Below are 15,943 nucleotides of genomic sequence, written 5' to 3'. Positions count from 1 at the left end.
CTGGGGCGGGGGGGGTGGTCATGACTTCCTGCGCTCTCGGAATTCCAGGGCGGCGGCCACGTGGTCCGCGGTGGGTTGGTCGACTTCGGCCAGGTCGGCGAGGGTCCAGGCGACGCGCAGGCACCTGTCCGCGCCCCGGCCCGTCAAGGCGCCCGTGGTCAGTGCTCGGTCCAGGACGGTGGTGGCCTGTCTTGGGAGGGCGTATTGCCGGCGGAGGGCGGGGCCGGGGACCTCGGCGTTGGTCAGCCAGCCGTGGGCCGCCCAGCGCTCCGTCGCCCTGGTCCTGGCCTTCTGGACCCGTGCGCGGACGGCGGCGGTTGGTTCTGGTGGGGAGATGTCGGCGTTGCTCATGGCGGTCAGGGGGCGCATCCCGACCCGCAGGTCCACGCGGTCGAGCAGTGGGCCGGAGAGTTTGCTCTGGTAGCGCCTGCGGGCGGCGGGCAGGCAGATGCAGTCGATGTCCTTCGGCGGGGCGCACGGGCACGGGTTGGTGGCCATCACCAGCTGGAACCTGGCCGGGTAGCGGGCGATGCCGTCCCGCCGCGCCAACCGCACCTCGCCCTCCTCCAACGCCGTGCGCAGCGCCTCCAGCTTCGCGGCGCCGAACTCCCGCGCCTCGTCCAGGAACAGCACGCCCCGGTGGGCCCGGCTCATCGCTCCCGGCTTCGCCATGCCCGTGCCGCCGCCGATCAGCGCCACCGCCGACGTGGAGGGGTGCAGCGAGACGAACGGTGGCGTGGAGACCAGCGGGCTGTCCGGGGTCAGCAGGCCCGCGATGGAGTGCACCGCCGTGACACCCAGGGCCTCCTCCGGTGACAACGGCGGCAGGAGGCCGGCCAGGCGTTGGGCCAGCATGGTCTTGCCGGTGCCCGGCGGCCCGGTCAGCAGGAGGTGGTGACCACCCGCGGCGGCCACTTCGAGCGCCCACCTCGCCTCCGGCTGGCCGATCACGTCCGCCAGGTCCGGGCCGTCCGGTGGCGGGGCGACGGCGGGCGGGGTGGTGTGGTGGAGGGTGTGCTCGCCGGTCAGCCACGACAGGACGTCGGTCAGGGTGGTCGCGCCGTGGACGGTCATGCCCTCCACCAGGGCGGCCTCGGGCAGCACGTCCACCGGGACCACCGCCTCGGTCAGGCCCGACCGCCTGGCCGCCAGCAGCGCGGGCAGGACCCCGCGGACGGTGCGGACCCGGCCGTCCAGGGCCAGCTCGCCGAGCAGGACGGTGTCGGCCAGGCGTTCGCCCGGGATCGCCTTCGCGGCGGCCAGGACGACGCAGGCGATGGCCAGGTCGTAACCGGAGCCGTTCTTGGGCAGCGTGGCCGGGGACAGGCCCAGGGTCACGCGTTGCGACGGCCAGTCGTGCCCGCTGTTGCGCACGGCCGCCTTCACGCGGTCCTTCGACTCGTGCAGCGCGGCGTCCGGCAGGCCGAGGAGCTGCGTCTTCACGGTTCCGACACCGACGTCGGCCTCGATCTCCACCGGCACGCCGTCGACGCCGAACAACGCCACCGACCACGTTCGCGCGAGCGCCATCACACACCTCGCAGGTGGTGAAGGCGGACCTTGCCCTCGGGTGGCCACTCGATCGCGATCACGTCGAACCGGATCTCCACGCGCCCGATCCGGTGGGCGCTCAGCCAGCGCAGGGCCGACTTCCGGACCCGCTCCAGCTTCTCCTGCGTCACGGCTTCCAGCGGCGTGCCCCTGCTGGTGCCCGAACGGCACTTCACCTCCACCACCACCAGCCGCGCGCCGTCGGTGGCTATGACGTCCAGCTCACCGTCGTCGCACCGCCAGTTGCGCGCGAGGATCGACAGGCCCTTGTGCTCCAGGTACCGGCACGCCGCGTCCTCGCCACGCCTGCCCAGGTCGGTCGCCGTGTTCATGTCCCGCTCCTCCGGAATCGGTCTTGGTCTCGACCTTGCCGGGGTGGTGGCGGGGTGGCGATGGGCAGTTCGCCGACTGTGGACAACTCCGAGGGCTGTGGACAACGGCGGCGGAAATGTCGGTGTCGCGTGGTAGGGGCAGGCAGACGCAAAGGGGCCCACCCTCACGGGCAGGCCCCTGCGACTTTGCGGGTATCAGGAGTTGAACGGACCGTCCTCGGGCAGCCTGAGGTCGGGTTTGTCCAGCTCCTCGACGTTGACGTCCTTGAAGGTGATGACGCGAACGTTCTTCACGAACCGGGCGGGGCGGTACATGTCCCACACCCACGCGTCGGACATCCGCACCTCGAAGTAGACCTCGCCGTCCGCGTTGCGGACCTGCACGTCCACCGAGTTGGCCAGGTAGAACCGCCGCTCGGTCTCCACGACGAACGAGAACTGGCTGACGATGTCGCGGTACTCCTTGTACAGCGACAACTCCATCTCGGTCTCGTACTTCTCGAGATCCTCTGCACTCATTACGCCTCCGCGCGGGTAATCATCGAATCCGCGCCCCTCCTCGTCGCGAGCCTGCCACCGCTGGTCTGCGGGGTTGTCCCATTCTGGACCACGTCGGCCGCGATCACGCCGCGCGCCACCCGGTGCGGCGCCGCCAACCCGTGCCGGCGCGCCGCGGCGGCCACGTTCGCATACGACCAGCGGTGTTGCGCACTCGGGCCGTGCTCCGCCAGCGCCGCCGTGTGCTCGGGGGTGCTGTAGCCCTTGTGCACGTCGAACCCGTAGACGGGCAGTTCCTCGTGCAGACCGGTCATGATCCGGTCCCGCGTGACCTTGGCCAGCACGGACGCCGCCGCGACGCACGCCGCCACCCGGTCGCCCTTGACCACCGGCATGTTCGGCGCCGTGAGCCCCGGCACCGGGAAGCCGTCCGTCAGGACGTACCCGGGGTGCGCGTCCAACCGCGCGACCGCGCGCCGCATGCCCTCGATGTTCGCCACGTGCACGCCGATCAGGTCGACCTCGGCGCTCGGGATCACGATCACCGCGTAGTCCAGCGCCCGCTTGAGCACCAGGTCGTACATCCGGTCCCGCGCGGCGGCGGTGAGCAGCTTCGAGTCGGTGAGCCCGTCGAACTTCGCCGCGTCACCCGGCTTGAGCACGCACGACGCCACGACCAGCGGTCCCGCGCAGGCGCCCCGGCCTGCCTCGTCCACGCCGGCCACCGGGCCGAACCCACGCCGGTCCAACGCGGCTTCGAAGGCCCAGATGCCCGCGGTCTGCCGAACCTGGACGCGGGGCGGCTTCCGGATCACCCCTCGACCCTATCTCAGCCGCGAACTCCGGAAACGCGACCTCACTCGCTTGCCCAGCAGCAGCACCGGCCACGCCGCGGCGAGGCCGACACCGGCCGGCAGCGCGTCCTGCCACGCGGGCGCCCCGATGGCCACGACCTGCGGGTTGTGGTCGCCGACGCCCTGCCAGCGCGTCGGCGGCAGCACGATCGCCCGCGCCTTGCCCACCACGTTGTCCACCGGCACGAGACCACCCTCGCGGCCGTCGCCCTGGCACCGCGAGTCGCACGAGTCGTTGCGGTTGTCACCCAGCACGAACAGGTAGCCCTCGGGGATCTTCAGCTCGGCGAACGACTCCTGCACCGTGCTGCGGCCCGGCGCCCAGTACACGTACGGCTCGTCCAGCGGCTTGCCGTCGACCAGGACCCGGTTGCGGTCGTCGCAGCACTGCACGGTCTGCCCGCCGACCGCGATGACCCGCTTGACGAAGTCCTCCTCGTTCGCCGCCGGGAACCCCATCAGCGAGCCGAGCCCCTGCAACGCCTTGACCACCGGGTTCGTCGGCTCGGGCGCCACGAAGTCCTGGTTGATCCAGGTGTCGGGGCCGTGGAAGACCACGACCTCGCCCGGCTCGATGTCCGCGAAGTCGTAGACCAGCTTGTCGACCAGCACCCGATCGCCGAAGCACCCGTCGGAGCAGCCGTGCAGCGTCTGCTCCATCGACTCCGACGGGATCATGTAGACCTTCGCCAGGAACGACTGGATCAGCACCGCGAGCACCACCGCGACACCGATCAGGATCGGCAGCTCTTTCCAGAACGAGCCCTTGCGCTTGGCCGTTTTGCGCGCGCGGGCACGCCACTGCTCGACCTTTTCCTCGTGCTCCGGTTCCCCCTCGTCGGAGGAGCTCCGGGACGATGCGACGTCCACCACCCGGTCAGCGTACCGATCAGGGCTGTGTGGCCCTGGTCAACCGCCTCCGGACCTTCCGGCCGAAGAACACCAGCGGCCACGCCGCGGCCAGGCCTGCGCCCGCCGGGATGGCGCCCTGCCACGCGGGCGCGCCGAGCGCGAGCGCCTGCGGGTTGTGGTCGCCGATGCCCTGCCAGCGCGACGGCGGCAGCACGATGACCCGGGCCTTGCCGATGACGTGGTCCTCCGGCACGGTGCCCGCCACGCCACCGCCGCCCTGCTTGCGGGAGTCGGTGGAGTTCGTGCGGTTGTCACCCATCACCCAGAGGTGGCCTTCGGGGACCTTGACCGGCTCGAACGGGTCGTGGTTCTCCGGTGACGTGCCGGGCTGCCAGTAGATGTACGGCTCGTCCAGCGGCTTGCCGTCGACCTTCACGCGGTGCTGCTCGTCACAGCACTCGACGGTCTGCCCGCCGACCGCGATGACCCGCTTCACGAAGTCGCGCTCGTCCGGCGGTGCGAGGCCGACGAGGGACGCCACCGACTGGATGCCGGCCACGATCGGGTTGTCCGAACGGCCGGAGTTGAAGTCGTTGTTGCCCCACGTGCCGGGACCGCGGAAGACCACGACCTCACCCGGCTCGATCTCGGTGAAGTCGTAGACCAGCTTGTCGACCAGCACCCGGTCGTTGTTGCAACCGGGGCAGCCGTGGAGGGTCTCCTCCATCGACTGCGACGGGATCACGTACACCCGCGCGAGGAACGTCTGGATCAGGATGGTGAGGACGAGGGCCGTGGCGCCGAGCACGAGGAGTTCGCGCCAGAGCGGGGGCTTCTTCTTGTCCTTCTTCGACTTGCCGCCCGCAGCCGAGTCCGGAGTGGACTCGGCTGCGGGATCCTGACCGTCTTCGTCAGCGGAGCGGTGCACGGGATCTGCCACGTGGGCAGGCTACTGCTTCCGCGTGTGCCCGGCGTCAGGAGGCCGGCTTGGCGTCCCGCTTCTCCTTGATCTTGGCGGCCTTGCCGCGCAGGTCGCGGAGGTAGTACAGCTTCGCCCGGCGGACGTCGCCGCGGGAGGCGACCTCGATCTCGGCGATGTTCGGGGAGTGCACCGGGAAGGTGCGCTCGACGCCGACACCGAACGAGACCTTGCGGACGGTGAAGGTCTCGCGGATGCCACCGTTCTGCCGGCGGATCACGACGCCCTGGAACACCTGGACCCGCTCGCGGGAGCCCTCGATGACGCGGACGTGGACCTTCAGCGTGTCGCCCGGCCGGAAGCTGGGGATGTCGGAGCGCAGCGACTGGGCGTCAAGAGCGTCCAGGGTGTTCATCGGTGGTCCGTCCTCGTCCTCACGTGTAATGCGTACTCCCCCAAGGCGCGGCCGAACTCAAGTCACACACGCGCGGGGGCGGGCCTAGCGCACGCCGGATGAGTAGAACCGGGTGCAGCAACCTGTCCAGTGTGCCAGACGAGGGGCGGCGGCACGAAATCGCCCCTAGTCCAGCCCACGGTCCAGCTCGTCGAGCAGCTTGCGGTCGTGCTTGTCGAGCGCGCCCTCGGGCAGGGCGTCGAGCAGTTCGGGACGGCGTTCGCGGGTGCGGCGCAGCGACTGGTCGCGGCGCCAGCGGTCGATCGCCTTGTGGTTGCCCGAGCGCAGGACCTCCGGCACGGCGAGGTCGCGCCACACCTCGGGCCGGGTGTAGCTGGGGCCCTCCAGCAGGCCGTCGGAGAACGAGTCCTCGGCGGCCGACTTCGGGTTGCCCAGCACTCCGGGCAGCAAGCGGACGACGGCCTCGACCATCACCAGCACCGCCACCTCGCCGCCGACGAGCACGTAGTCGCCGATGGAGACCTCGTCGACGCGCATCCGGCGCGACGCGTCGTCCACCACCCGCTGGTCGATGCCCTCGTACCGGCCGCAGGCGAACACCAGGTGCTCCTCGGCGGCCAGGTCGTGCGCCAACCGCTGGGTGAACGGCCGACCGGCCGGCGTGGGCACGATCAGGCGGGTGGCCGGGGTGACGACCTCGTCCAGCGCCTCGCCCCACACCTGCGGCTTCATCACCATGCCGGGACCGCCGCCGTACGGGCTGTCGTCGACGGCCTTGTGCACGTCGTGCGTCCAGTTCCGCAGGTCGTGCACGCCGACGCTGATCAGGCCCTTGTCGATCGCCTTGCCGAGCAGCGCGGCGCGGAGCGGGTCCAGGTACTCCGGGAAGATCGTGACGACGTCAATCCGCATCGAGCAGGCCCTCGGGCGGGTCCAGCACGACGCGCTTGCCCGCCAGGTCCACCGTGGGCACGATCTCGCGCACGAACGGCACCAGGGTCTCGTCGCCGTTCTCACGCTTGACCACCAGCAGCTCGCCGCCCGGGCCGTGCACGATCTCCAGCACGGTGCCGATCCGCGTGCCGTCCGCCAGCTCGGCGGTCAGCCCTTCGAGCTCGTGGTCGTAGAACTCGTCCGGGTCGCCGGTCGGCGGCAGGTCCTCGGTGCTGCCGAGCAGCACCGTGCCCCGCAGCGTCTCGGCGACGTCGCGGGTCAGCACTTCCTCGAAACGCACCAGCAGCCGCCCGGAGTGGTTCCGGGCGGCTGCGACGGTGAGGTTGCGGGACGTGCCGTCGCGCAGTTTGGCGGTCAGCACCGAGCCCAGCGCGAACCGGGTCTCGGGTGAGTCCGTGCGCACGTCGACCGCGAGCTCGCCGCTGATCCCGTGCGCCTTGGCCACTCGGCCGACGACGACGTCCATGTGCGCGTTCAGCGGTCGGTGTCGACCACGTCGACGCGCACGCCACGACCACCGATGCCGGCCATCACGGTGCGCAGGGCGGTCGCGGTGCGACCGCTGCGGCCGATCACCTTGCCGAGGTCGTCCGGGTGGACGTGCACCTCGAGCGTGCGACCACGTCGAGTCGTGACCAGGTTCACCCGGACGTCGTCCGGGTGGTCGACGATGCCCCGAACGAGGTGTTCGAGGGCGTCAGCCAACAAGCTCACGCCTCGTCCTTGGCAGCCTCGGGAGCGGCCTCGGCGTCAGCCTTCTTGGCGTCGTCCTTCTTGGCCGACTTCTTCTTCGGGGTGGTCGCCTCGGTGGACGGCGCGTCGCCCGCGGCGGCCAGCGCGGCGGCGAACAGCTCCGCCTTGCTGGTCTTGGGCTCCTTGACCTTCAGCGTGCCCTCGGCGCCCGGGAGGCCCTTGAACTTCTGCCAGTCACCGGTGATCTCGAGCAGGCGCTGGACCGACTCGGTCGGCTGCGCGCCGACACCCAGCCAGTACTGCGCGCGGTCGCTGTCCACCGCGATGAACGACGGCTCTTCCTTGGGGTGGTACTTGCCGATCGTCTCGATGGCCTTGCCGCTGCGGCGGACGCGGGCGTCGGCGACGACGATCCGGTAGTACGGCTGACGGATCTTGCCAAGCCGCTGAAGCTTGATCTTGACGGCCACGGGTGTGGGTGCTCCTCGTGCTCTGTGTGCTCAGGTGCGGGCAGTCCTCACCCGAGTGGGGCACGGGTGGTGAAAGCCCAGGTGTCTGGGGCGCCATGGCACGGTGAGAGGGACCGACCTCGGCGAACAACCAACCATTCTGCCAGACAGGTCTACCGGACCACGAATCGGGCCACGGGGACACCCGCGTCCGCCAGCGCCGCGCGGATCTTCGTCGCGTGCTCGACCGCGCCCGGGGTGTCGCCGTGCAGGCAGATGGAGTCGATCTCCACCTTGAGCACGGAGCCGTCCGCGGCGATCAGCTCACCGCGTTCGGCGAGCCTCAGCACCTGCGCCAGGACGGCGTCCGTGCTGGTCAGGACGGCGTTCGGCGCGGTGCGCGGCACGAGGGTGGCCTCGGGGGTGTACGCGCGGTCGGCGAACGCCTCGCGCACCGGGCGCAGGCCGGCCCGTTCGGCGTGGTGGAGCAGGCGCGAGCCGGGCAGCCCCAGCACGGGCAGGTCGCCGAACGCCTTCACGCCGTCCACCACGGCTTGCGCCTGCCGGTCGTGGTGCACGGTGGCGTTGTAGAGCGCGCCGTGCGGCTTGACGTACTCGACCGCCGTGCCGGCCGCCTTGGCGCACGCGTCCAGCGCGCCGATCTGGTACAGCACCTCGTCGGCCAGCTCGGCCGGGTCCGCGTCGATGAACCGGCGGCCGAAGCCCGCCAGGTCGCGGTAGGAGACCTGGGCGCCGACCGCCACGCCCGCGCCCGCCGCCTGGCCGCACACCCGGCGCATCGTCGACGGGTCGCCCGCGTGGAAGCCGCAGGCCACGTTCGCGCTGGTCACGATGCCGAGCAGGGCTTCGTCGTCGCCGAGGCGCCAGATGCCGAAGCCCTCGCCGAGGTCGCTGTTGAGATCGATCGCGCGGGTGTTCACGCGGGCATCACCCCGACGGAGACGAGCAGGAGGGTCAGACCGGGCAGGAAGTTGTTGATGACGTGCGCCACCACGCTCGCGGTGAGCCTGCGGGTGATGAGGCGGGCGATGCCGATGGGCAGCGCGATGACGATGAGCAGCGACGTCCGCAGCGGTTCGAGGTGGCTGGCCGCGAAGATCAACGTGGTCAGCACGAACGCCGCCCACCGGCTCCACCGCTGCCGCTCGATCGCACCCCACAGCAGGCCGCGGTAGATCACCTCCTCGCACACCGGACCGAGGAAGCACACGTAGACGAACATCGCCACGGCGGCGGCGAGCGGCAGGCCCGCGCCGTCCACCAGCTCGCCGATCGCGGAGGTGGCGTTCTGGTCGCCGACCACCCTCGACCAGATCACCGCGGCCACGTAGGTGAGCACCAGGCCGAGCGCGCCCAGCTTGAGGCCCACCTTGACGTCCGCCCAGTCCCAGGCGAGCCGCAGGTCCCGGAACGGGCCGTTGCCGCGCAGGTAGGTGATGGCGATCGCGACCGAGGCGGCCAGCACCGTCGGCACCATCGAGCCGATCAGGACGAAGCTCACCGACGAGCCGATGTCCGTGCCCGACGTGCGGGCCACCGCCGTGATGAACACCGCGCTGAGGATGAAGACCGCCTCGACGAGCAGGAACGCGCCGAAGCCCCACCGCTGGCCGGCGTGCACCGCTTCCGGCTCCCGTCCGACCGCGCGGACGCTGGCGATCAGCCCTGGAGGCGGTTCATCCGGTCGTGTCACAGCCATCCACCCTAGTCAGCCGGTGTAGAGGTAGACGGCGGGCAGCAGGTTGTTCGTCGCGTGGGCCACCACGCTGGCGGCCACCCGGCCGGTGATCATGCGGGCCGCGCCGATGGCCAGCCCTTGCGCGAAGAGGCCGAGCACGCGCCAGCTCTCCTCGTGCAGGAACGCGAAGACGACGGCGGTGAGCGCCAGGATCGCGATCCTGGGTATCCGGTAGTGGGCCAGCGCCTGCCACAGCGCGCCCCTGGTGAGGAGTTCCTCGGTCAGCGGCGCGCCGAGGAAGACGAACAGCGCCGCGGCGGCCAGCCAGACCGTGCGGCCGCCGGAGAGCGCCTCGATCTCGTCCAGCGAGCTGGACCGGTCCGGGTTGATGCGCAGCAGCAGCGCGCCGATGAGCCAGGCGGCCAGCAGGGCCGCGCCGCCGGCGGCCAGGCCCACCTTCAGGTCGCGCAGGGTGGGCCACAGGCCGAAGTCCTTGTTGGGCCCGTCGCCCCGGTACCACGAGATGACGACGGGGCCGAGGCCGAGCAGGACGTTGGGCAGGAAGACCAGCAGCAGGAGCGGGCCGAGCACCGGCGGATCGGTGACGTCCACCTCGGCGAAGCGGTCGGCCGTCGCGGCGGTGAAGACCAGGATGGCGAGGTGGTAGCCGCCGAGCCCGGTGAAGAACGCCAGGAAACCCCAGTGCGCCCGGCCGGTGTCCTGGTCCTGCTGTTCCTCCACTCGTCCGAACGTAGTGGTCCGGTGGGCCGGAGTGCGCCCCGAGGCCGTTCAAGATCACCCTGACGGCGGCAGCACGCCCTTCGACTGGCGGAAGAACTCCTCGTCACGTGGCCCGATCACGGATTTCCTACCGCCGCCGAACGGGCCCGTCGAGGTCAGGCGTGGATTCGGCCGCGCAGCATGACCAGCTTCGGGTGGCGCAGGGCGTCCAGGTCCTCACGCGGGTCGCGCTCGTAGACCACGACGTCGGCCGCGGCGCCCTCGGTCAGCGACGGGAAGCCGAGCCACTCGCGAGCGGCCCAGGAGGCGGCGGCGAGCGCCTGGACCGGGCTCATGCCGACGCCGTGCAGCGCCTTGATCTCGTCCACGATCCGGCCGTGCTCGATGCCGCCGCCCGCGTCCGTGCCCGCGAACACCGGCACGCCCGCCTCGACCGCCTTGGCGATGGTCGCGGTGTTGCGCGCGTGCAGGTGCCGCATGTGGCTCTGGTAGGTCGGGTACTTGTCCGCGCCGGCCGCGATGGCGGGGAAGTTCTCGATGTTGATCAACGTGGGCACCAGCGCGGTCCCGTTGCGGGCCATCTGCGCGATCGTGTCGTCGGTCAGGCCCGTGCCGTGCTCGATGCAGTCGATGCCGGCGTTGAGCAGGGCGGGCAGGGCGTCCTCGCCGAAGACGTGCGCGGTGACCCTGGCCTTGCCCTCGTGCGCGACCTTGATCGCCTCGGTGAGCACGTCCTCGGTCCACAGCGGCGCGAGGTCGCCGGTCTCCCGGTCGATCCAGTCGCCGACCAGCTTCACCCAGCCGTCGCCGGCGGCGACCTGCTCGGCCACGGCGGACGGCAGGTCGGCCGGGTCCTCGATCTCCACGCCCAGGTACTTGATGTACCGCTTGGGCCTGGCCAGGTGCCTGCCCGCGCGGATGATCCGGGGCAGGTCGAGGCGCTCCTGCAACGGGCGCGTGTCCAGCGGCGAGCCGCAGTCCCGGATGAGCAGCGTGCCCGTGCTCCGGTCGGTCAGGGCCTGGTCTACCGCCTCGGGCAGATCGACCGCGCCCTTGGCGCCCAGGCCGACGTGGCAGTGCGCGTCGACCAGGCCGGGCACCAGGTAGCCGGCGCTGCTGACGGTCGTCGCGCCCGGCACCGGCTTGGTGCGGATCCGCCCGTTGACCACCCAGACGTCCTGCGGGTCGCCGCCCTCGGGGAGGACCACGCCCCGCAGGTGCAGGCCGCTCACTTGTCGAACTTCAGCTTCGACGGGTCGAAGCCGGGTGGGAGCTGGTCGAAGCCGCCGAGCCCCGGTGGCAGCGCGTGACCGCCGCCGCCCTGGGGTGGCATCCCGGGCATCATGCCGGGCATGCCGGGGAACCCGCCGCGGACCTTCGGCGGCGTGGGGCCGCGGCCCTTGCCCTTCTTCCCCTTCTTGCCCTTGCCCTTGCGGGTGTTCTTGCCGCCGCCGCCCGGCAGGCCGAAGCGGCCGGCCATCTGGCTCATCATCTTGCGGGCTTCGAAGAAGCGGTTGACCAGGTCGTTCACGTCGCTGACCCGGACGCCCGAGCCGTTGGCGATGCGCAGCCGGCGGGACGCGTTGATGATCTTCGGGTCGTCGCGCTCGGCCGGGGTCATGCCCCGGATGATCGCCTGCACCCGGTCGAGGTGCCGCTCGTCGAGGTTGGCCAGCTGGTCCTTCATCTGGCCCGCGCCCGGCAGCATGCCGAGCAGGTTCGCGATCGGGCCCATCTTGCGCAGGGCCAGCATCTGCTCCAGGAAGTCCTCGAGCGTGAGCTGGCCGGAGCCCATCTTGACCGCGGCGGCCTCGGCCTGGTCGGCGTCGAACGCCTGTTCGGCCTGCTCGATGAGGGTGAGCATGTCGCCCATGCCCAGGATCCGGCTCGCCATCCGGTCCGGGTGGAAGACGTCGAAGTCCTCCAGCTTCTCCCCGTTCGAGGCGAACAGGATGGGCTGGCCGGTGACCTCGCGCACGCTGAGCGCGGCGCCACCGCGGGCGTCGCCGTCGAGCTTGGTGAGCACCACGCCGGTGAAGCCGACGCCGTCCTGGAACGCCGTGGCGGTGTTCACCGCGTCCTGGCCGATCATCGCGTCGACCACGAACAGCACCTCGTCGGGCTGCACGGCGGCGCGGATGTCGACGGCCTGGCGCATCATCTCCTCGTCGACGCCGAGGCGGCCCGCGGTGTCGACCAGCACGATGTCGTGCTGGGCCCGCTTGGCCTCCTCGATGCCCTTGCGGGCCACGTCGACCGGGTCGCCCACGCCGTTGCCGGGCTCGGGCGCGAACACGGGCACGCCCGCGCGCTCGCCGACCACCTGCAGCTGGGTCACCGCGTTGGGGCGCTGGAGGTCGCACGCCACCAGCATCGGGGTGTGGCCCTGGCCCTTGAGCCACTTGGCGAGCTTGCCCGCCAGGGTGGTCTTACCGGCGCCCTGGAGACCCGCGAGCATGATCACGCTGGGCGGGTTCTTCGCCAGGTTGAGCCTGCGGGTCTCCCCGCCGAGGATGCCGACCAGCTCCTCGTTGACGATCTTGACGACCTGCTGGGCCGGGTTCAGCGCCTGGCTGACCTCGGCGCCCTTGGCGCGCTCCTTGACCTTCGCGATGAACGTGCGCACCACGGGCAGCGCGACGTCGGCCTCCAGCAGCGCGACCCGGATCTCGCGCGCGGTCGCGTCGATGTCGGCCTCGGACAGCCGCCCCTTGCCCCGCAGGTTCTGCAGGACCGAGGTGAGCCGGTCGGAAAGGGTGTTGAACACGATGCCGCCAGACCTCGCACGTCGTCGGTGGGTTCCTCGTACTCAGGGTAGCCGTTCACGCCGGCGTCACCGACAGGCGCAGGTGGTCGCGCCGGGTCAGCAGGGTCAGGCCCTGCCAGCCGCGCGGCGGCACGCCCGCGGCGAACCGGGTGCGCAAGCGGGCCGCGCGGCGCACGTGCCGGGTGAACGACCGCGACCGGATCAGCCTGCCCCGCTCGACCTGGCCGGACATCGCCTCCTCCGGGCTCGCGTCCAGCCACAGGAAGTGCCGCGGCCGGTTCGTGAGCACGCCGACGGCCACCAGGCCGGCACGCGTGGTCGGGCGGGTGGACGGTTCGTGGACGAGCAGGAGACCGCCCGCGGTGATCGCGAACCACACGATGCGGGCGCGGTGCACGAGGTGCACCAACGGGCGGAAGAAGCGGTACGGCAGGGCTTCGGGGAAGAAGGCGCGGAGTCTGGTGCGCACCTGGTCGGAATCCAGCACGACGGCGGGCGCGCCGTCCGTGTCGGCGGCGGCGAGCAGCGTCGACTTACCCGCTCCCGGCAGTCCGGCCAGCACGACCAGCGAGCGCGGCCTCACGGCGACAGCGGTCATCGCATCCATACTAAAGAGACGTTTCGGACGACCACGAGTTCCCCGGCGTGATCGGGAGCGGCCCAACCCCTCGATAGGCCGCACCCGACCACGCGGTGGCGTTGTCCCCGCCGGTGCCCCCCGGTCCACGCGGGTCCCCCCGTGCCACGAGTAGGAGCTTGCCCCGGCACGGGGGTCCACCGGCAGCGTGAGCACCCTGATCGGTTGTGCGTAGACCTACGCAACCTCAGCGCGCGGCCAGCAGCACGGCCCGTTCGATCCGACGCCGCTGGTCGGCGCCCACGCTCCCGGCGCCCGAACCTCGCGGCATCGTGATGGCGAACGAGTCCACCACCGTGGAGCCCAATGTGGACACCCGCGACCACACGATGTCCACACCGGACTGCTCCAACGCGTCCGCGACGTGGTGCAGCAGCCCGATCCGGTCCGCCGCGCGCAGCTCCAGCACCACCGCGCCGGTCGACTCGTCGTCGAACCAGAGCACCTTCGGCGGCGGCGGGTCCTGCGGCGGGCCGCCGTAGTCGCGTTCCTTCGCGGCGAGCTTGTCGGCCAGCGCGAGGGAGCCGTCCAACGCCCTGGTGAGCTGCTCGCGCAGCAGCGTCACGTCCGGCAGCGAGCCGAACCGGGGTGACACGGTGAACACGTCGACCGCCGCGCCCTCATGGGAGCGCAGGGTCGCGGCGTGCACTTCGAGGGAGTTGAGCGCGAGCACGCCCGCGGCCCGCGACAGCAGCCCCGGCCGGTCGGGCGCGACCACCGTGACCGTGGCCGCGTGGTCGCCCGGGTCGATGAGCACGTCCGCTTTCCCGCTGTCCAGCACGGCCCGCGCGAGGTCCTGCTGGCGCTGGTCCAGCGGCTCCGGCTTGGGCAGCGGGTCGCCCGCCATCGCCGTGCGGCAGCGCGCGACCAGGTCTCTGACCAGCGCGGCCTTCCAGTCCGACCACACGCCCGGCCCGGTGGCCACGGCGTCGGCCTCGGCCAGCGCGTAGAGCAGCTCCAGCAGCACCGGGTCGCCGCCGAGGGTGTCGACCACGCGGCGCACGGTGGCCTCGTCCTCCACGTCACGGCGGGTCGCCGTGTGCGGCAGCAGGAGGTGGTGGCGCACCAGCGCGGTGAGGGTGGCCACGTCCTGCGGCCACAGGCCGAGCCGTTCGGCGATCTGCGTGGTGAGCGCCGCGCCGACCTCCGAGTGGTCGGCCTGCCTGCCCTTGCCGATGTCGTGCACCAGCGTGCCGAGCAGCAGCAGGTCGGGCCGGGACACCCTGGTCACCAGGCGGGCCGCGTGCGCGGTGGCCTGCACCAGGTGGCGGTCCACGGTCCAGGTGTGCGCGGCGTCGCGGGGCGGCAGGTCGCGCACCGCGCCCCACTCGGGGAAGAGCCTGCCCCACAGGCCGGTGCGGTCCAGCGCCTCGACCACGTCGACCAGGCCCGTGCCGGTGCCCAGGAGGGCCAGCAGTTCCTCGCGAGCCTCCCTCGGCCACGGTTGGCGCAGCTCCGGCGCCGAGTCGGCGAGCTTGGCCAACGTGCCCGCGGCGATCGGGTGCTTGCTGCGCGCGGCGGCCGTGGCGACGCGGAGCAGCAGGGCCGGGTCACGGCTGGGCACCGCGTCACGGGCCAGCGCCACCTCGGAGCCGTGCAGCACGACGCCCTCGTCCAGCGGACGCCTGGCCGGGGCGCGCCTGAGCGGGGAACGGGCGAACACGCCCAGTCCGCGCTTGGGCACCGCGGCACGCGCCGTGCGCATGGCCACGTCCACGGCGTAGACGATCGTGCGCGCGGCGGACGACATCGAACGGGCCAGCGTGAAGCGGTCCTGCAGGCCCAACGCGGTGGCGACCTCGTCGCCGTCCTGCGCGCGGAGCACGTCGCGCGGCTTGCGCGCCACCCGGCGCAGCTCGGTGCGCACGTCCAGCAGCAGCTTGCGCGCCTCGTTGACCTCGGCGGACGGCCGGTCGGTCAGCTGCGCCGCGCTCAACGCGTCCAGCAGCGTCACGTCGCGCAGCCCGCCGCGGCCGTGCTTGAGGTCGGGCTCGACGCGGTGCGCGATCTCGCCGCTGCGCGCCCAGCGCCGCGACGCCGACTCGGCCATCTCGTCCAGCCGCGTGCGGACCCCCGTGCGCCACGCCTGCCGAGAGCTGTCGGTCAGTCGTTGGCTGATCTCCTGGTCGCCCGCGATGTGGCGGATGTCCAGCAGCCCCAACGCGGTGCGCAGGTCACCGGCGGCGACGCGCAGCGCCTCGCCGACCGTGCGCACCGAGTGGTCCAGGCCGATGCCGGAGTTCCACAGCGGGTACCAGAGCTTCTCGGCGATCTCGTCCACGCCCTTGTGCCCGTTGTGCACCAGGAGCAGGTCCAGATCGGAATAGGGCACCAGCTCTCGCCTGCCCAAACCCCCCACGGCGACCAGTGCGACCCCACCGCCCGGCCCGCCGACGCCCGCCTGCGAGGCGTGCGCGGTGAGCCAGAACTCGTGCAGGTCCACCAGCGCCTCGCGCAGCGCTTCCCCCGTCAAACGGCGCCGACCTGGCGCGAGCAGCCGATCGCGTGCTCGCACCAGGTCGTCCGCCGTGACGACGGCCGCCTCGGCGTTATCCATACGGCCGTCTCCCATTCCTACTTCG

At 71.8% G+C, this 15,943-nt stretch carries 18 protein-coding genes; all 18 read right to left on the bottom strand.

The window, feature by feature from the left end:
• Positions 1-18: 18 nt before the first annotated feature.
• The gene (locus ADK67_RS33160; RefSeq protein WP_053720498.1) at positions 19-1,530 is read right to left on the bottom strand and encodes a YifB family Mg chelatase-like AAA ATPase; all 1,512 of its coding nucleotides are present in this window, start codon (positions 1,528-1,530) and stop codon (positions 19-21) included.
• On the bottom strand, positions 1,530-1,883 hold the full coding sequence (locus ADK67_RS33155) for a YraN family protein (RefSeq protein WP_053720497.1): 354 nt from the start codon (positions 1,881-1,883) through the stop codon (positions 1,530-1,532). The genes ADK67_RS33160 and ADK67_RS33155 overlap by 1 nt, the downstream gene beginning before the upstream one ends.
• A 195-nt stretch (positions 1,884-2,078) precedes the next feature.
• Positions 2,079-2,402 carry a DUF2469 domain-containing protein gene (locus ADK67_RS33150; RefSeq protein ID WP_015104440.1) on the bottom strand — a complete coding sequence of 108 codons (324 nt, stop codon included), beginning with the start codon at positions 2,400-2,402 and terminating at the stop codon, positions 2,079-2,081.
• Positions 2,402-3,196, bottom strand: a complete 795-nt coding sequence (locus ADK67_RS33145) for a ribonuclease HII (protein ID WP_053720496.1) — start codon at positions 3,194-3,196, stop codon at positions 2,402-2,404. The genes ADK67_RS33150 and ADK67_RS33145 overlap by 1 nt, the downstream gene beginning before the upstream one ends.
• Positions 3,197-3,205: 9 nt before the next feature.
• Positions 3,206-4,108: a signal peptidase I gene (gene lepB / locus ADK67_RS33140; protein WP_053720495.1), complete on the bottom strand. Its 903-nt coding sequence runs from the start codon at positions 4,106-4,108 to the stop codon at positions 3,206-3,208.
• A gap of 16 nt (positions 4,109-4,124) precedes the next feature.
• Complete coding sequence (lepB, locus tag ADK67_RS33135) at positions 4,125-5,027, bottom strand: signal peptidase I (RefSeq protein WP_053720494.1); 903 nt, start codon at positions 5,025-5,027, stop codon at positions 4,125-4,127.
• Between the two features lie 34 nt (positions 5,028-5,061).
• Positions 5,062-5,421, bottom strand: coding sequence for a 50S ribosomal protein L19 (rplS, locus tag ADK67_RS33130; protein WP_053720493.1), 360 nt, complete (start codon positions 5,419-5,421; stop codon positions 5,062-5,064).
• Positions 5,422-5,586: 165 nt separating this feature from the next.
• A complete protein-coding gene (trmD, locus tag ADK67_RS33125; protein ID WP_053720492.1) occupies positions 5,587-6,333 on the bottom strand; it encodes a tRNA (guanosine(37)-N1)-methyltransferase TrmD in 747 nt (248 codons plus the stop codon).
• A complete protein-coding gene (rimM, locus tag ADK67_RS33120) occupies positions 6,323-6,841 on the bottom strand; it encodes a ribosome maturation factor RimM (protein ID WP_053720491.1) in 519 nt (172 codons plus the stop codon). The genes trmD and rimM overlap by 11 nt, the downstream gene beginning before the upstream one ends.
• A gap of 8 nt (positions 6,842-6,849) precedes the next feature.
• The gene (locus tag ADK67_RS33115) at positions 6,850-7,089 is read right to left on the bottom strand and encodes an RNA-binding protein (protein WP_015104447.1); all 240 of its coding nucleotides are present in this window, start codon (positions 7,087-7,089) and stop codon (positions 6,850-6,852) included.
• A complete protein-coding gene (gene rpsP, locus ADK67_RS33110; RefSeq protein WP_053720490.1) occupies positions 7,086-7,538 on the bottom strand; it encodes a 30S ribosomal protein S16 in 453 nt (150 codons plus the stop codon). The genes ADK67_RS33115 and rpsP overlap by 4 nt, the downstream gene beginning before the upstream one ends.
• Before the next feature lie 152 nt (positions 7,539-7,690).
• The gene (locus tag ADK67_RS33105; protein WP_231648455.1) at positions 7,691-8,458 is read right to left on the bottom strand and encodes a LamB/YcsF family protein; all 768 of its coding nucleotides are present in this window, start codon (positions 8,456-8,458) and stop codon (positions 7,691-7,693) included.
• Positions 8,455-9,237 (bottom strand): CPBP family intramembrane glutamic endopeptidase, encoded by a 783-nt coding sequence (locus ADK67_RS33100; protein ID WP_053720489.1) that lies wholly within the window; start codon positions 9,235-9,237, stop codon positions 8,455-8,457. Before ADK67_RS33100 ends, ADK67_RS33105 begins: the two co-directional genes overlap by 4 nt.
• A 9-nt stretch (positions 9,238-9,246) precedes the next feature.
• Positions 9,247-9,957: a CPBP family intramembrane glutamic endopeptidase gene (locus ADK67_RS33095; RefSeq protein ID WP_053720488.1), complete on the bottom strand. Its 711-nt coding sequence runs from the start codon at positions 9,955-9,957 to the stop codon at positions 9,247-9,249.
• Between the two features lie 155 nt (positions 9,958-10,112).
• Positions 10,113-11,189, bottom strand: a complete 1,077-nt coding sequence (locus ADK67_RS33090) for an amidohydrolase family protein (RefSeq protein WP_197289733.1) — start codon at positions 11,187-11,189, stop codon at positions 10,113-10,115.
• Entirely contained in the window at positions 11,186-12,724 is a 1,539-nt protein-coding gene (ffh, locus tag ADK67_RS33085) for a signal recognition particle protein (protein WP_053720487.1), read from the bottom strand. The genes ADK67_RS33090 and ffh overlap by 4 nt, the downstream gene beginning before the upstream one ends.
• 55 nt (positions 12,725-12,779) lie before the next feature.
• Positions 12,780-13,322: an AAA family ATPase gene (locus ADK67_RS33080; RefSeq protein ID WP_231648454.1), complete on the bottom strand. Its 543-nt coding sequence runs from the start codon at positions 13,320-13,322 to the stop codon at positions 12,780-12,782.
• Between the two features lie 226 nt (positions 13,323-13,548).
• The gene (locus ADK67_RS33075; protein WP_053720485.1) at positions 13,549-15,918 is read right to left on the bottom strand and encodes a [protein-PII] uridylyltransferase; all 2,370 of its coding nucleotides are present in this window, start codon (positions 15,916-15,918) and stop codon (positions 13,549-13,551) included.
• Positions 15,919-15,943 lie beyond the last annotated feature (25 nt).

The sequence above is a fragment of the Saccharothrix sp. NRRL B-16348 genome (assembly GCF_001280085.1).
In the GTDB taxonomy this organism is placed as follows: Bacteria; Actinomycetota; Actinomycetes; order Mycobacteriales; family Pseudonocardiaceae; genus Actinosynnema.
The sequence above is the reverse complement of the archived record's forward strand: the minus strand, read 5'-3'. Positions and strand labels throughout refer to the sequence as shown.

What these genes read in the sequence shown, in the direction of transcription:
- ADK67_RS33160 (WP_053720498.1), bottom strand. Translation starts at nt 1,530, where the DNA reads ATGGCGCTCGCGCGAACGTGGTCGGTGGCGTTGTTCGGCGTCGACGGC.
- ADK67_RS33155 (WP_053720497.1), bottom strand. Translation starts at nt 1,883, where the DNA reads ATGAACACGGCGACCGACCTGGGCAGGCGTGGCGAGGACGCGGCGTGC.
- ADK67_RS33150 (WP_015104440.1), bottom strand. Translation starts at nt 2,402, where the DNA reads ATGAGTGCAGAGGATCTCGAGAAGTACGAGACCGAGATGGAGTTGTCG.
- rplS (WP_053720493.1), bottom strand. Translation starts at nt 5,421, where the DNA reads ATGAACACCCTGGACGCTCTTGACGCCCAGTCGCTGCGCTCCGACATC.
- trmD (WP_053720492.1), bottom strand. Translation starts at nt 6,333, where the DNA reads ATGCGGATTGACGTCGTCACGATCTTCCCGGAGTACCTGGACCCGCTC.
- rimM (WP_053720491.1), bottom strand. Translation starts at nt 6,841, where the DNA reads ATGGACGTCGTCGTCGGCCGAGTGGCCAAGGCGCACGGGATCAGCGGC.
- ADK67_RS33100 (WP_053720489.1), bottom strand. Translation starts at nt 9,237, where the DNA reads ATGGCTGTGACACGACCGGATGAACCGCCTCCAGGGCTGATCGCCAGC.
- ADK67_RS33080 (WP_231648454.1), bottom strand. Translation starts at nt 13,322, where the DNA reads ATGACCGCTGTCGCCGTGAGGCCGCGCTCGCTGGTCGTGCTGGCCGGA.
- ADK67_RS33075 (WP_053720485.1), bottom strand. Translation starts at nt 15,918, where the DNA reads ATGGATAACGCCGAGGCGGCCGTCGTCACGGCGGACGACCTGGTGCGA.